This window comes from Streptomyces sp. NPDC058864 (assembly GCF_042742985.1).
Taxonomy (GTDB): domain Bacteria; phylum Actinomycetota; class Actinomycetes; order Streptomycetales; family Streptomycetaceae; genus Actinacidiphila.
In genome coordinates, this window is the sequence record NZ_JBHYMQ010000119.1 from 1 (window position 1) to 14,013 (window position 14,013).

The 14,013-nt window shown below is 74.3% G+C and carries 13 protein-coding genes and 1 pseudogene; 10 read left to right on the forward strand and 4 right to left on the reverse strand.

Annotated features, from left to right (window positions below; genetic code table 11):
* Nucleotides 1-36: 36 nt before the first annotated feature.
* Complete coding sequence (locus ACFW3D_RS40680; RefSeq protein WP_500513425.1) at nucleotides 37-1,491, reverse strand: MFS transporter; 1,455 nt, start codon at nucleotides 1,489-1,491, stop codon at nucleotides 37-39.
* Between the two features lie 164 nt (nucleotides 1,492-1,655).
* On the opposite strand from ACFW3D_RS40680, the gene ACFW3D_RS40685 reads away from it, so the two are divergent.
* The 6 genes and pseudogenes from ACFW3D_RS40685 to ACFW3D_RS40710 all read left to right on the forward strand — a co-directional run bounded on the left by ACFW3D_RS40685 (nucleotide 1,656) and on the right by ACFW3D_RS40710 (nucleotide 6,831).
* Nucleotides 1,656-2,096, forward strand: coding sequence for a MarR family winged helix-turn-helix transcriptional regulator (locus tag ACFW3D_RS40685; protein WP_500513427.1), 441 nt, complete (start codon nucleotides 1,656-1,658; stop codon nucleotides 2,094-2,096).
* A 137-nt stretch (nucleotides 2,097-2,233) separates the two neighbouring features.
* Complete coding sequence (locus ACFW3D_RS40690) at nucleotides 2,234-2,929, forward strand: SDR family oxidoreductase (protein ID WP_500513429.1); 696 nt, start codon at nucleotides 2,234-2,236, stop codon at nucleotides 2,927-2,929.
* A 152-nt stretch (nucleotides 2,930-3,081) separates the two neighbouring features.
* Entirely contained in the window at nucleotides 3,082-3,453 is a 372-nt protein-coding gene (locus ACFW3D_RS40695; RefSeq protein ID WP_500513431.1) for a ClpX C4-type zinc finger protein, read from the forward strand.
* A gap of 195 nt (nucleotides 3,454-3,648) precedes the next feature.
* Entirely contained in the window at nucleotides 3,649-4,119 is a 471-nt protein-coding gene (locus tag ACFW3D_RS40700; protein WP_500513433.1) for a cation:proton antiporter regulatory subunit, read from the forward strand.
* A 2-nt stretch (nucleotides 4,120-4,121) separates the two neighbouring features.
* Nucleotides 4,122-5,250 (forward strand): annotated as a pseudogene (locus ACFW3D_RS40705) (cation:proton antiporter); the annotation flags it as partial.
* A 327-nt stretch (nucleotides 5,251-5,577) separates the two neighbouring features.
* A complete protein-coding gene (locus ACFW3D_RS40710; protein WP_500513436.1) occupies nucleotides 5,578-6,831 on the forward strand; it encodes an MFS transporter in 1,254 nt (417 codons plus the stop codon).
* Nucleotides 6,832-6,927: 96 nt separating this feature from the next.
* On the opposite strand, the gene ACFW3D_RS40715 is transcribed toward ACFW3D_RS40710, so the two are convergent.
* Nucleotides 6,928-7,815, reverse strand: coding sequence for a LysR family transcriptional regulator (locus tag ACFW3D_RS40715; protein WP_500513438.1), 888 nt, complete (start codon nucleotides 7,813-7,815; stop codon nucleotides 6,928-6,930).
* A 291-nt stretch (nucleotides 7,816-8,106) separates the two neighbouring features.
* On the opposite strand from ACFW3D_RS40715, the gene ACFW3D_RS40720 reads away from it, so the two are divergent.
* From ACFW3D_RS40720 to ACFW3D_RS40730, 3 genes are all read left to right on the forward strand, one after another.
* Complete coding sequence (locus tag ACFW3D_RS40720; RefSeq protein WP_500513440.1) at nucleotides 8,107-8,643, forward strand: NUDIX hydrolase family protein; 537 nt, start codon at nucleotides 8,107-8,109, stop codon at nucleotides 8,641-8,643.
* 169 nt (nucleotides 8,644-8,812) lie between these two features.
* Nucleotides 8,813-9,838 (forward strand): baeRF2 domain-containing protein, encoded by a 1,026-nt coding sequence (locus ACFW3D_RS40725; protein WP_500513442.1) that lies wholly within the window; start codon nucleotides 8,813-8,815, stop codon nucleotides 9,836-9,838.
* A gap of 62 nt (nucleotides 9,839-9,900) precedes the next feature.
* The gene (locus ACFW3D_RS40730) at nucleotides 9,901-10,344 is read left to right on the forward strand and encodes an ATP-binding protein (protein ID WP_500513444.1); all 444 of its coding nucleotides are present in this window, start codon (nucleotides 9,901-9,903) and stop codon (nucleotides 10,342-10,344) included.
* Nucleotides 10,345-10,424: 80 nt separating this feature from the next.
* Here ACFW3D_RS40730 and ACFW3D_RS40735 read toward each other — a convergent pair whose 3' ends face one another.
* Nucleotides 10,425-10,565: a hypothetical protein gene (locus tag ACFW3D_RS40735; RefSeq protein ID WP_500513446.1), complete on the reverse strand. Its 141-nt coding sequence runs from the start codon at nucleotides 10,563-10,565 to the stop codon at nucleotides 10,425-10,427.
* Between the two features lie 151 nt (nucleotides 10,566-10,716).
* Nucleotides 10,717-13,197: a helix-turn-helix domain-containing protein gene (locus tag ACFW3D_RS40740; RefSeq protein WP_500513448.1), complete on the reverse strand. Its 2,481-nt coding sequence runs from the start codon at nucleotides 13,195-13,197 to the stop codon at nucleotides 10,717-10,719.
* Between the two features lie 179 nt (nucleotides 13,198-13,376).
* Here ACFW3D_RS40740 and ACFW3D_RS40745 point away from each other — a divergent pair, with 179 nt between their 5' ends.
* Entirely contained in the window at nucleotides 13,377-13,829 is a 453-nt protein-coding gene (locus ACFW3D_RS40745) for a carboxymuconolactone decarboxylase family protein (RefSeq protein WP_500513450.1), read from the forward strand.
* Nucleotides 13,830-14,013 lie beyond the last annotated feature (184 nt).

Sequence of the window (14,013 nt, forward strand, 5' to 3'; positions counted from 1 at the left end):
CACGCCGCCGCACCGCACGCCTCGCGGTGCGGCGGTTCAGCCGGCCGGCGCCGCCTTGCTGAGCTCGGGGGCGGGTGCGGTCCCCGCGTCGCCGGACGCGGCGCGGGCGGCCGGGATGGCCGCGGCGATGAGCGCGGCGAGCAGCGCGATGCCGCAGCCGATCAGCAGGCCGGTGCGGAAGCCGCTCTCGGAGGTGAAGGTGTGGCCGCCCGCGGTGGTGGTCAGCTGGGAGAGGACGACGCCGACCACGGCGGCGCCCACCGAGGTGCCGAGCGAACGCATCAGGGCGTTGAAGCCGTTGGCGGCGGCGGTCTCCGACAGCGGGACCGAGCCCATGATCAGGGCGGGCATCGACCCGTACGCGAGTCCCACGCCGCTGTTGACGACCATGACCGCGAGCATCAGGCCCCAGGCGGAGCCCGTCAGCAGCAGGGACAGTCCGTACCCGGCGGCGAGGACGACGGCGCCGCAGAGCAGGGTGAACTTGGGGCCGCGGGCGTTGGTGAGCTTGCCGCCGAGGGGAGAGACGATCATCATCATGATGCCGCCCGGCAGGAGCCACAGACCGGCCGCGAGCATGGACTGGCCGAGGCCGTAGCCGGTCGCCTTCGGGAACTGCAGCAACTGCGGGACGACCAGCATCCCGGCGTACATGCCGAAGCCCACGAAGACCGAGGCGACGTTGGTGATCAGCACCCGGGGGCGGGCCGTCGTGCGCAGGTCGACCAGCGGGTCGCGGGTGCGCAGCTCCCACCAGCCCCAGGCGGCCAGCACGACGACGGCGGCACCGAACAGGCCGAGCGTGGTCGCCGATCCCCAGCCCCAGTCGGCTCCCTTGGACACGGCCAGCAGCAGGCAGACCAGTCCGGCGCCCAGGCCGAGCGCGCCGGGCACGTCGAAGCGCTGGCCCTTGGCGCTGGCGGGGACCTCGGGGATGAAGAACCAGATCAGCACCGCGACGACGGCGGCCAGGCCCGCGGAACCCCAGAACAGCACGCGCCAGTCGGCGTACTGGGCGATGGCGGCGGCGATCGGCAGGCCCAGGCCGCCGCCGATGCCCATGGAGGCGCTGACCAGGGCGATGGAGGAGCTGAGCTTCTCCGCGGGGACGACGTCACGGAGCAGGGCGATGCCCAGCGGCACCATGCCCATGCCCATGCCCTGCAGTCCGCGTCCGACGATCATCGGCACGACCGAGGACGACAGGGCGCACACCACCGAGCCCGCCACGAGCGGCACCGAGCAGACGACCAGCATGCGCCGCTTGCCCACGAGGTCGCCGAGGCGTCCGAAGACGGGCACGCAGACGGCCGCCACCAGGAGGGTGGCGGTGATCACCCAGGCGGCGTTCGAGGACGAGGTGTGCAGGATCTGCGGCAGCTCCGTCAGCAGCGGGGTGACCAGCGTCTGCATGATCGCGGCGGTGATGCCGGCGAGGGCCAGCGTGGCGACCACGCCCCCTGCGCGGGCGGTGGGTTGTGGGGCGTTCATCTCGGCACTCCTCGCCTGGCGGTCGTACGTTCCCATCGATATGCATCGTACATAGGAAGTGCATCACGCACATGATGTGGCTGGTGCACGCCCTGTGCGAGGATGGCAGCGGGCGCCGAGGACGCACACCGGCGGCCCGGTGAACGGCAGGAGGCGGAGGCGACATGGGCAGGTCCACCCACGAGGTCGAGTACGAGCAGATGCTCCTCAGCCGCCACGAACTGCTGCGCCACAGGTCCGGCACGCTGGACCGCAGCGCCTACATCCTCCTCAGCCGGATCCGGGTGCAGGGGCCGATGTCGATCGGCGAACTGAGCGAGGCCTTCGCGCTCGACGCCTCGACCCTCAACCGGCAGACCGCCGCCGCCATGCGCGCCGGGCTCGTGGAACGCATCCCCGACCCCGAGGGCGGCATGGCCCGCAAGTTCCGCATCACCGAGCGGGGCGCCGGCAGGCTCGACGAGGAGCGGGACGCCATCATCGGCGGCCTGGACAAGGTCATGGCCGACTGGTCGGACCAGGACATCGCCGCCTTCGCCGCCTACCTCAGGCGCTTCAACACCGACATCGAACGCCTGGCCGGGCGGCCCTGGCCGCGCCCCTGAACCCTCACGGCCGACCTCACAGCTGACTTTCATAAATAAATTCAGGTGTTAGCCTGAGTACGCGGGACCCCCGGGGCCCGCGCTGTCGAGCTGTGTACGGAGCCCCGCCGAGAGGGCGTGTAGCAAAGGAAAGCCGTATGGACATCAAGGGATCAGTCGCCCTCGTGACGGGAGCCAACCGAGGGATCGGACACGCGTTCGCCCGGGCGCTCCTGGAGCACGGCGCGGCGAAGGTCTACGCCGGCGTCCGCGATCCGGGGAGCGTGACCGATCCGGACCTCGTCCCGCTGCGGCTGGACGTGACGGACGAGGCGCAGGCGATCGCGGCCGCAAGGGCCGCGGGCGACGTCTCCATCCTGGTCAACAACGCCGGCGTCGGCGGCGCGACCAGCGGACTCCTGTCGGGCGGCCTCGACGGCGCGCGCCAGGCCATGGACGTCAACTACTTCGGCACGTGGGCGGTATCGCAGGCCTTCGCACCGGTGCTGGCCCGCAACGGCGGCGGGGCGCTGGTGAACATGCTGTCGCTGGCCTCCTGGGTCGGGCAGCCGCAGTTCCCCGGTTACGCCGCCTCCAAGGCGGCGCAATGGTCGCTGACGGACGCCCTGCGCAAGGGCCTGCACGGCCAGGGCACCCTGGTCGTCGGCGTGCACTGCGGGTTCGTGGACACCGACCTGAGCGCCTGGACGGACGCGCCGAAGATCAGCGCCGCCAGCGTGGCGGAGCTGACCATGGAGGCACTGACCCACGACCGGTTCGAGGTCCTCGCCGACGAGCAGACGCGGAGCGTCAAGGCCGCACTCGCACTGCCGCCGACGGTGCCCGCCGCCTGATCCGGCACCCCCGCCACATGCAGCGGTCCCGCCCGAAGGGGCTGGACCGCTGCGGCCGTTGCCCGCACACCGGGACCGGCCGCGGGGTTGTCAGGGTTTCCCTGACGCGCCTACGGTTGTCAGGGAAACCCTGACAACCGTAGGAGTGAACCGTGCCGCCCACCGACACCCAGGACGCATTCGCCCGCTGCTCCTTCTGCGGGAAGCCCGACCGCGAGGTCCGGAAGCTGGTCGCCGGCCCCGGCGTGCAGATCTGCGACGAATGCGTGGCGCTGAGCACATCGATCATCGACGGCAGCCTGGGCACCCCGGCCGCGTCGCCCGTACCCCTGTGGGCTTCGCTGACCGACACGGAGATGCTCGGCCACATCCCGCGTGTCGCCGCGCACATCGACCAGGCCGAGGCCGATCTGCGCTCGTGGGTGCAGGAACTGCGGCGCCGTGGCGTCACCTGGACCCGGATCGGCGAAGCCCTCGGGATCACCCGCCAGTCCGCCTGGGAACGGTTCTCCGGCGAGGAGTGACCGGATCCCGCGGGCCCCCGCCCCACCGCCGCAGCCGCCCCCGGCACGGCCCGCACCGCCCCCGTCGGAATAGAACCGTCCGGTTGAACGTAATACGGACGTAAAAGTCGCAGGTCGAGGGCGCCCCGCCGGTAGTGACGGCGGTCGGCGGCCCCGGCCGGCGTGGGGAGATGCGGACTTGCCCGGGAGGCAGGAGTGGGCATTCGGCGGACGACCCTTCCGGGCATCGGGACGCAGTACGACCTGACCACGCGCACCGGGCGGAACCTGTCGGTGGTGGTGCACCAGGACGGACGCAGGTTCCTCGGGTTCTACGAGGCCGATGATCCGGACGCGTGCGGGATGTCGGTCCCGCTGGAGGCCGACGAGGCCGCCGGGCTGGCGCGTTTGCTTGACCCGACGCCGCTGGAAGCGGTGCGGACGGACGGGATCGGGCTCGTCACCGAGCAGATCCCGGTCGGCTCGAGGTCGCCGTACGCGGGACGGCCGCTGGGCGAGACCCGCGCCCGGACGCTGACCGGGGCCTCCGTCGTGGCGGTGCTGCGGCGGACGAGCGCGCACCCCTCGCCCGGGCCGGAATTCCGGCTGGCGATCGGGGACACGCTGGTGGTGGTCGGCACGCGTGAGGGCGTGGACGCGCTGGCGGCGATCGTGGCGGGGCAGTGAGGATGCACGACACCACCGCGCTGCTCATCGAACTCGGGGCCGTCATCCTCGGGCTGGGCATCATCGGGCGCTTCGCGGGCCGGATCGGGCTCTCTCCCGTGCCGCTCTACCTGCTGGCCGGCCTCGCCTTCGGGCACGGCGGTGTCGTACCGCTGTCGGCGAGCGGGGACTTCATCTCCGTGGGCGCCGAGATCGGGGTGGTCCTGCTGCTCCTGCTGCTCGGGCTGGAGTACAGCGCCTCGGAACTGGTCACCAGTCTGCGCACCCAATACCCGTCGGGAGCCGTGGACTTCGTCCTCAACGCGGTACCGGGCGCGGTGGCCGCGCTGCTGCTGGGATGGGGGCCGGTGGCCGCCGTCGCGCTGGCCGGGGTCACCTGGATCTCCTCGTCGGGCGTCATCGCGAAGGTGCTCACGGACCTCGGCCGGCTCGGCAACCGCGAAACGCCCGTGGTGCTCGGCGTCCTGGTCATCGAGGACCTGGCCATGGCCGTCTACCTGCCGCTGCTGACGACGCTGCTCGCGGGCCTGGGCCTTGCCGCCGGCGGCGTGACGCTGGCGATCGCCCTCGGCACCGTGGGCACGGTGCTCTACGTGGCGTTGCGTCACGGACGGCTGCTCAGCAGGGCGGTCTCGTCCGACAACCCCGAGATGCTGCTGCTGGTCGTGCTCGGGCTGGCGCTGGTGGTGGCGGGCATCACCCAGAAGCTGCAGGTGTCGGCGGCCGTCGGTGCTTTCCTGGTGGGCATCGCCCTGTCCGGCGAGGTCGCGGAGGGTGCGGGGCGCCTGCTGACGCCGCTGCGCGATCTGTTCGCCGCCGTCTTCTTCGTGTTCTTCGGGCTGTCGACCGATCCGTCGGCCATACCGCCGGTGCTGCTCCCGGCGCTGACCCTGGCACTGGTCACCACGGGAACCAAGATCGTCACCGGTTGGTACGCGGCCCGGCGGGCGGGCATCCGGGCCCGGGGCCGGCTGCGGGCGGGTGGCGCGCTCGTCGCGCGCGGGGAGTTCTCGATCGTCATCGCGGGCCTCGCCGTGGCCACGCAGCCCCGGATCGGACCCTTGGCCACGGCGTACGTCCTGATCCTGGTCGTCGTCGGTCCCCTTGCGGCCCGCTACACCGAGCCGGCGGTCGGAGCGTTCGGCCGGCTGCTGCGACGGGAGGCGTTCATACAGCCGGCGCCGGGGAGCGCCGAGCCCTTCGACGGCCCCCAGGACCTCGGGGCCGCCGAGGTGACGCCGGCCGGGGACTCCCCCGCCGGGCGGTTAGCGCGGTCATCTCCAACGGAGATGACAGACATCCTGATCCATCTTCTCCACGGGGGAAGCAATCGCCGGGTGCGGGCGCTGCAGCAGTCAGCCGGGCGGCGCGAGGAGCCGCCCGACCACCACCGCTCCGCCCGCCCGAACCGCATCACCGGTTCCCGTCACGAGAAGGGCCCTCGTGTCCACTCCCCGCATGACCCGTCCCGTCCGGCGCCCGGCGACCACCGCGGCCGCCCACGGCGTTCCCGGATGGCTGGTCGGGCTGCTGGCCGTCGCCTCCGGGATGACCGTCGCCAACCTCTACTACGCCCAGCCCCTGCTGTCGTCGCTCAGCCGGGTCTTCCACCTCGGCACGGCGACGGCCGGCACGCTGATCACGGTGACCCAGATCGGCTACGTGGCCGGGATGCTCTTCCTGGTCCCGCTCGGCGACCGGCTGGAGAAGCGCCGGCTGGTCACCGCGCTGCTGGCCGTCACCACGGTCGCCCTGGCGGTGGCGGGCACCGCCGGCAGCTTCCCGGTGCTGCTCGTCGCGTCCCTGGTCAGCGGTGCCACCTCCGTCGTCGCGCAGATCCTGGTGCCGTTCGCGGCGGGCCTCGCGCCCGACCACGCCCGCGGCCGCATCGTCGGCCGGGTGATGAGCGGGCTGCTCGCCGGGATCCTGCTGTCCCGCACCGTCAGCAGCCTCGTCTCCGACGTGGCGGGCTGGCGCTACGTCTACCTCGGCTCCGCGGTCCTGATGGCCCTCCTGGCCGTGGCGCTGCGCGCCGCCCTGCCGCAGCACGCCCCGACGACCTCGCTGCCCTACTCCCAGGTCCTGCGCTCGACGGCGCGCCTGGTGCGGACGCATCCGGCGTTGCGGCGCCGGGCGTTGTACCAGGCGGCCCTCTTCGGTGCGTTCAGCGCCTTCTGGACCACCGTGTCGTTCCTGCTCACCGGTCCGTTCCACTACTCGCAGATCGGCGTCGCGGTGTTCGCGCTGGTCGGCGCCGCGGGTGCCGCGGTGGCTCCGCTGGCCGGCCGCTGGGCGGACCGCAGGCTCGCCCGCCCGGTCACCGGGATCGCCTTCGGCGTGGCGGCCGTGGCCTTCGCCGTGGCCGGCTTCGGGCAGCACAGCATCGTCCTGATCGCCCTCGCCGCGATCCTGATCGACATGGCCGTGCAGACCACGCTGATCCTCGGGCAGCACACCGTCTACCAGCTCGACGCCGCCGCGCGGTCACGTCTGAACAGCGCCTTCATCGCCATCTTCTTCGTGGGCGGCGCGCTCGGGTCGCAGCTCGGTTCGCTGGCCTACCACGCGGCCGGCTGGACGGCGGTCAGCGCCCTGGGCGCCGCGCTGCCCCTGATCGGTCTCGCCTACTGGGCGACGGAGTTTCGCCAGGCCCGCAAGGGCGCGCGGGGCGCGACCGGGCAGGAACCGGCCGGGCAGGACCCGTCCCGCTGACCGCGCCCGCCGCACCGCCCGCCGTACCCGGGGCCCTTCCGCCCCGGCGCGGCGGGCGGTCGCGCGCGGACGGCGCGGGCGCGGCGCCCGGGCCGGTCAGCCGCGTCCCGTGGCGGCCGTGCGGGGGGTGATGTGCCGCAGCAGCGCCTCGACGGCGGGCGCGGGCTCGCCTCCGGGCCTGACCACCATGACCTTCCAGGAGGGCGCGTGCCGGTCGAAGCGGCGGACGGCGAGGTCGGGGAAGCGGGCGGCGATCGAGGCGGGCATGATGCAGACCCCGAGGTCGTGCCGGACCAGTTCGGCCGCGGCGACGATGTCGTTCACCTCGAACACGGGGCTCCGCTCGACGGTGGCGGTCCGGAAGACCCGGTCCACCTCGGAGCGGATCGCCCACCCGGGCGGGAAGTCCACGAAGGGCAGGCGGGCGACCTCATCGAAGGTCACCACGTCGTCCTCGGCGAAGCCGCGACCCGGTGCGGCGACCAGGAGCATCTGCTCGCGCGACAGCAGACGGGTCACCAGCCCCCGTTGCTGCTGCCGGTCGAGCGCCACGACCGCGAGGTCCACCGTGCCCTCCCGCAGCGCCTGCCGGATGTCGGCCACCGCCGCCTGCCGCAGGCGCACGGTCACCCCGGGGTGTTCCGCGCGCAGCCTGGCCAGGGCCCGGTGCAGGCCGGCCCAGACCCCCTGCATCGTGCCGACCGTCACCAGCCCCCGCAGCTCGCCCCGTACGGCGTCGACCGCCGCACGCGCCTCCTCGGCGGCGCGGAGCGCCGCACGGGCGGCCGGCACGAACGCCTCCCCGGCCGGTGTCAGCGACACGCGGTGCGTGGTCCGCTCGAAGAGCGCGCTGCCCAACTCCCGCTCCAGTGCCCGTACGGTTCCGGACACGGCGGACTGCACCACGTGCAGCCGGTGGGCGGCCGCCGTGAACCCGCCCTCCTCGGCGACCGCGACGACCACTTCCATCTGGCGCAGATCCATGCGTACCCCAGTTGTCTCTCCGTCGGCCGGCCGTCGGCCGGTCGGCTCCGCGGGCGGTGGTCCACGGTGATTCACCGCTTCCAGCATCGCACCGGCGGGGGGACCGGCGGCCGACCCGCACGGTACGGCCACCGACATGACGAATCGTCAGGCCGCCCCCCACGTCGGCCACCGCCGCTCGCCGGGCCCGGAGTGGACGGGCGACGTGCCTGACCGCGGGTGGTCGAACGGGTTCGCGGCGCAGGCCGTCGATCACCCCCGCGTGGCGTTCTCTCCGCGTACGATCACCCGATGGCCGACATGACCGAAACCACGCCCGGCTGGCTGTCTCCGGACGACCTGGAGCTGACCCGCGCACGCATGCCGATCCTCTACGTCGACGCCGTGCCCGTGCGGGTCGACGACAGCGGGGAGGTGACACACATCGGTCTCCTCCTGCGCATCGGACCGGACGGGAGCGTCAGCCGCGCCCTCGTCTCCGGGCGGGTGCTCCACCACGAGCGGGTCCGCGAGGCGCTCGTCCGCCACCTGGAGAAGGACCTCGGGCCGATGGCGCTGCCGCGCATCCCGGTCTCCCCGCAGCCCTTCACCATCGCGGAGTACTTCCCCACGCAGGGCGTGACCCCCTTCCACGACCCCCGCCAGCACGCGGTGTCCCTGGCCTACGTCGTCCCGGTGGCGGGCGACTGCCATCCCCGGCAGGACGCTCTCGACCTGGTGTGGTTCACCCCGCAGGAGGCGTCGTCGCCGCAGTTGCAGCAGGAGATGCAGGGCGGCCAGGGCGTACTGCTCCGGCAGGCCCTCTCGCACGTCGGCTGCCTCTCCTGACAGCCGTGGCGGCCCGGGCGGCCCGCTGCCCGCGCCGCCACGCATAAAGGATCACCGCACGGGTACGGGGACGCACGAGGGGGGCCGGCACCGCTTGCCGGCGCACACTCCGATCGCACGGGCCCCGGTCGCCTCCCGGCCTCGGGAGCCCGCTCCGGGAGGCACCCTGATGAAGCTGTCGTTCCTGCAACCCCTGTTCGCCCGGCCGGGCCCATGGGCGAGCGCCTACCTGGACACCTCCCGGGACGTGGAGGATCCCGACCGCGTCATCGCACGTCGCTGGCGGCGCCTGCGGGACGACCTCACCGACCACGGCGCCGACCCGGCCACCGTCCACGCCCTCCACGCCGCGGTGGGCACCGACGACGACCTGCCCGGGCGGCACGGCCAGGCCCTGTTCGCGACTCGCGGGGAACTCGTCCTGGCGGAGGAACTGCCCGAGCCGCCGGTGCGCGACACGGCCGGGCTCGAGGCCCTTCCGGACGCCCTGCCGCTGGTCCTCCAGCGCGCCCCTGACCTGCCCTGTCTGGAGCTGTTCGTCGGCCGGACCGAGGACGGGGACGGCATCCGGGTCACCGCCCGCACCGGGCGCTGGCCGGCCGGGCGCCCCGACCCGGATCCGGCCGTCCGGCAGACCGTCCCGGTCGAGGACTGGCCCCTCACCGCGCCACAGCTCGCCGGGGACCTGGCCGACCTCGCCGGCCGCGGCGCCGCCGAGGTGCTCGTGCTGGGCCGGGACCCCGGCGACCCCGGGACCGCCGAGGTGCTGGTCCGTCATCTGCCGGAGGGCCTGAGGAACGACCTCGTCACGGTCGGCACGGTGCGTCCCGCCGAAGCTCCCGGCCGGGCCGTGCCGGAGGAGCACCTCGCCCGCGAGCTCGGAGGCCGCCTCAACGCCGCCGACCGGGCCCTTCTGGAGGCGTACCGGGTGCAGCGGACCCGGGACCGCAGCGCCTGCGAGGGCATCGCGGCCGTGGTCGGGGCGCTGCGGGACTCCCAGGCGGCAGCCGTCCTGGTCAACGGTCCCCCGCCGCCGTCCGGGCGCCTGTGGGCGGGGCCGGAGGAACCCGCCGGCGCCGCCCTGCTGCGCTCCGCGGCGTGCAGCGGCGCGGAGCTCGTGGTCGTGCCACGGGACACCCTCGCCCTCGACGACGGAGTCGGTGTCCTGCTCCGCCGGCGCGACCCCGGTGAGTAGCCCGCGGCCCGCGGAATCGGCGGCCACCCGGCTTTGTTGTACCTACTGGTACAACGAGAGGGATGGGGATGGAAACCGTCGAAGCCGGGCAGTGGCCGGGCCGGCAGTCCCTGCCGGCCCAGGAGGAACGCTGGACGCTCGCCTACCGGCCAGAAGCCCCGGCGGAAGCCCGCAAGCTCACCAAGGAAGCCCTGCAGCGCTGGCAGGTGCCGGCAGTCACTGCCGACGGAGTCCTGCTGGTCGTCTCGGAGCTCGTCACCAACGCGTTCGAATACGCACGGCCGCCCATCGTGCTGCGGCTGGACCGCGACCGGGGGACCGGGCAGGTCCGCGTCGAGGTCACCGACGGCGGACCGGCCCCCGCCATCGGGGAATGGGCCGCCAGCTGCGGCGACTGCGAACACGGCCGGGGCCTGACCATCGTGGACCAGGTCGCCTCCGCGCACGGCGACCGCTGGGAGACCGGCCGCGCCACCCACTGGGCCGAGCTCGCTCCCGCGGCCTGACAACGGCGGCACCGGGCACGGGGCGGGCCCGGCGAGGGCCCCCTCCGCCCGGTGCCGCCCCGCAAGGCGCCCCGCCCGCGTCAGCCCTGCGCGGTGGGGCGCACCACGAGTTCGTTCACGTCGACGTCCGCGGGCCGGTCGATCGCAACCCGGTGCTGGGGCGGGTCGAGCTCACGTACCAGACCTTCGACGTGGTCGACGCCCCAGGGCAGCTGCTGCATGTGGGGACCCCCGAGCCGGGGAGCCCGAGCGAGGCGGCGTTGTCCTCCCTCGGCCGGGACGGCGGGGCCGCCTGACCGCCGGAAGTCCGTCACGTCGAGGCCCGGCTCCGCGTTCCCCCACGTCCCCGCGGCGGCCCGAGGCACCCCCGGGTCAGGCATCCGGGAGGAGTTCCCGCAGGACGGCCCGTCCGGCCGCGCGGTGGCCGGCGGCGGCGGACGGATCGGTGGCGTCGAGCACCGCCGCGATCCCCTCGTGGGCCAGCGCCTCCTGCTGGCGGTATCCCACCCGCGGGGCGAGGTCGAGCGCCTGGCGGTGCAGCCGCAGGGCCTCGTCCGGCAGGCCCGCGAGCCGGCAGGTCTCCGCGTAGCCGTTGAGGAAGTGGATCTTCCACTGTTCCTCGAAGAGCTCGTCGAGCAGCGCGAACGCCTCGCGGTGGCTGGCCAGCGCCTCTTCGTAGCGGCCCATGCGGCGCAGCGCCACCCCGAGGCAGTTCAGGCACCACGCCTCGTTGTGCCGGTGCCCGTCCTCACGGGCCAGGGCGAGCGCGCGGTGCAGATGGTCCGAGGCGTCCTCGGGCTCCTCGCGGGCGATGGCCACGCCGAGGGTGATCAGCGCGGTGAGCGCCGGGGGCCACGCGGGGTCCGGGTACGGGATGTCCAGCGCCTCGCGGGCCAGCCGCGCCGCCTCCTCACGGTCCCCCAACTGCAGCACGGCCCAGGCCTCGTAGGCGGTGGCGTGGGCCGCGCCCGTCGGGCAGCCGGCGTCCGCGTACAGCTTCCCCGCCAGCCGGAACAGCTCCAGCGGCTCCTCCACGTACCCCTGGTCCCAGCCCAGGTAGCCGCGCCGCATGGTCAGTTCGGCCTCGGCCCGGACGTCCCCCGCCTCCGTCAACAGGGCGCCGGCCGCCTCGTACGCGGCGGCGGCCTCCGCCATGCGGCCCGCGTTGTAGCGGGCGAAGCCCAGGTCGCTGTGCGCCTCGCCCAGTTGCCGGGGATCGCCCAGGCGCCGGGCCGCGGCCAGGGAGCCCTCGAAGAGGACGTTGAGCTGTGTGGTGCCGCAGCGCCGGGCGAAGTACGCGCGCATGAAGCGCGGCAGTTCGCACACGTGCGCGTCGGCCCCGGCGGCGCGGGCCGCCTCGAACGCGGCCAGCAGGTTGGTGTACTCGGCGCCGAACCATGCCAGGGCGGTGTGCTTGCCGGCGAACCGCGGCAGCTCCGCCGGGGCGGGGCCCGCGCAGGCCTCCCGGCCGCGGGACAGGTACGGCATGGTGGCGTCGGCGGCGGCCGCCGCGTGCACGTAGTAGTCGAGCACCCGGCGCAGTGCCCGTTCGCGTTCGGCCGGCGGGTCCTGCTCGGTGGTGGCCCGCAGCGCGTGCCGGTGCACCAGGTCGTGCAGCCGGTAGCGGCCGGGGGCCGGCTGCTGGACCAGGTGCGCGTCGAGCAGGTCCTCGAGCATCGCCCGCGCGTCGCGCAGCCGCACGGCGGCCACGGCGGCCGCGGCGTACTCGTCGAAGGTCGGCCCCGGCAGCAGGCTGAGCAACCGGAACAGGCGCCGCTGGGCATGGTCCAGCTGGTTCACGGACATCGCGAACGCCGTGTCGAACTCGGTCGGGCCCTCCGCCATCCGCTCGACGAGGATGCCCACGGTCCAGCCCGGACGGTGCCGCAGCCGGGCCGCCGCGAGTCGCAGGGCCAGCGGCAGGTTGCCGCACAGGCGCAGCACCTCGGCCGCCGCCTGCGGTTCGCGGGCCAGCCGCCCGTCGCCGCCGTCGGGTTCGCCGCTGGCGCGGGCGAGCAGCTGCGCGCTGTCCCGCGGCGAGAGCACGTCCAGCGAGACCGGTGGCACCTCCTCCAGGCCGAGCAGGCGGTTGCGGCTGGTGACCAGGGCGACGGACGGGCCCGCGCCGGGCAGCAGCGGGCGGACCTGGTCGGCGTCGGCGGCGTTGTCCAGGACCACGACGGCCCGCCGGTGGGCCAGTTCGGACCGCCAGCAGGCGGCCAGCTGCTCGACGCCCTCCTGCGGGATCCTCTCGGAGGGGACGTCCAGCGCCGCGAGCAGTGCACGCAGCGCGGGGTCGGGGTCGAGCGGCGCGCGGCCCGCGGTGAACCCGTGCAGGTCCAGGTAGAGCTGGGCGTCGGGGTAGTCGGCGGCGAGGCGGTGCGCGGCATGCACCGCCAGGCAGGTCTTGCCGACCCCGGCCATGCCGTCGACGGCGACCACCCGGCCGCCGCCGACCGCGCTGAGCACGGCCTCGAGTTCGGCCCGGCGCCCGGTGAAGTCGGGTGTGTCGCGCGGCAGATCGTTGCGGGGCGGGCGCGGCGCCGACGCGAGCGGGGTCGGGGGATGGACCTGGCGGCTGGTCCTCGGGGGTGCCGGCAGGGGGCTGGAAGCCCGTTCCCACAGGGGGCGCAGCGGGCGCGGGTCGCGTGTGACGAGGCGGCAGAGCGCGACGACGGCGGACCAGGGCGGCACGGTCCGGCCGGTGAGGTAGCGCGACAGCGACGACGAACTCAGCCCCGTGTCCCGCGCCAGGGCGCGTACACCGCGGCCGGACAGCTCCTGGAGCATGCGCAGCCGCGCGGCCAGCTCCTCCGCCGCGTCGGTCTCCGCCGTCCGCTGCCGTGCGACCACCCGTCCCCCGCCTCCCTGTCCCACCCCGGCCGAACCCGTCCGCGGCGGATCCCCGCTGTACAGAGCCGTTCCGGCTGTCCCACGGTGTCCCACCGCCGTCGTCATGGCAAGTCCGGGGCGCTGTCATGGAGTCACGCCCCGGGGGAACGGGGCGCCGAACCGGAAGAGGGAGAACCACGATGCAGTCCCGTATGCAGAACCCGGCCATGGTCCTGTCCGCGATGCAGCCCATCCAGGAACTGATCAAGGCCGTGCACTCCGGCGGGGTGGACGGGCAGACGCTGGAGCTGGTCCACTTGCGGGTGAGTCAGATCAACGGCTGCAGCGCCTGCGTCGACGGCGGCGCGAAGACGGCCCGCAAGGCGGGGGTGAGCGACGAACGCCTGGCCACGGTCGCCGCCTGGCGGGAGGCCCCGTACTTCAGCGAGGAGGAGCGGGCGGCGCTCGCGCTGGCCGAGGCCGCCACGCGCCTGGCGGACCGTCCCGAGGCGGTCGGTGACCAGGTGTGGGACACGGCCGCCACCTACTTCGACGAGAAGCAGCTGGCGGCGATCGTCCTGATGGTCGGCGTGACCAACCTGTTCAACCGGCTCAACGCCACGACCCGGCAGATCGCCGGCGCCTGGGGATGAGGGCGCGCCCCGTCCGGCCCGGGCCGCGTCCTCGACGCGCCGCCCGGGACCGGCGCGCCCGGCGGTCACGCCCGCCCGTGACGACGTGTCGTGCGACCTCGGCGGACGAGTGGGCTCGTGACCGGCTCCGGCGCCGCGGACCGGGAGAACGCGGCTGCCGCCGGCGCCCGGGCAGGGTCCGGGC

Coding starts and splice junctions, on each gene's coding strand:
- ACFW3D_RS40680 (WP_500513425.1), bottom strand. CDS start 1,491: ATGAACGCCCCACAACCCACCGCCCGCGCAGGGGGCGTGGTCGCCACG.
- ACFW3D_RS40685 (WP_500513427.1), top strand. CDS start 1,656: ATGGGCAGGTCCACCCACGAGGTCGAGTACGAGCAGATGCTCCTCAGC.
- ACFW3D_RS40690 (WP_500513429.1), top strand. CDS start 2,234: ATGGACATCAAGGGATCAGTCGCCCTCGTGACGGGAGCCAACCGAGGG.
- ACFW3D_RS40710 (WP_500513436.1), top strand. CDS start 5,578: ATGACCCGTCCCGTCCGGCGCCCGGCGACCACCGCGGCCGCCCACGGC.
- ACFW3D_RS40715 (WP_500513438.1), bottom strand. CDS start 7,815: ATGGATCTGCGCCAGATGGAAGTGGTCGTCGCGGTCGCCGAGGAGGGC.
- ACFW3D_RS40720 (WP_500513440.1), top strand. CDS start 8,107: ATGGCCGACATGACCGAAACCACGCCCGGCTGGCTGTCTCCGGACGAC.
- ACFW3D_RS40725 (WP_500513442.1), top strand. CDS start 8,813: ATGAAGCTGTCGTTCCTGCAACCCCTGTTCGCCCGGCCGGGCCCATGG.
- ACFW3D_RS40730 (WP_500513444.1), top strand. CDS start 9,901: ATGGGGATGGAAACCGTCGAAGCCGGGCAGTGGCCGGGCCGGCAGTCC.
- ACFW3D_RS40735 (WP_500513446.1), bottom strand. CDS start 10,565: ATGCAGCAGCTGCCCTGGGGCGTCGACCACGTCGAAGGTCTGGTACGT.
- ACFW3D_RS40745 (WP_500513450.1), top strand. CDS start 13,377: ATGCAGTCCCGTATGCAGAACCCGGCCATGGTCCTGTCCGCGATGCAG.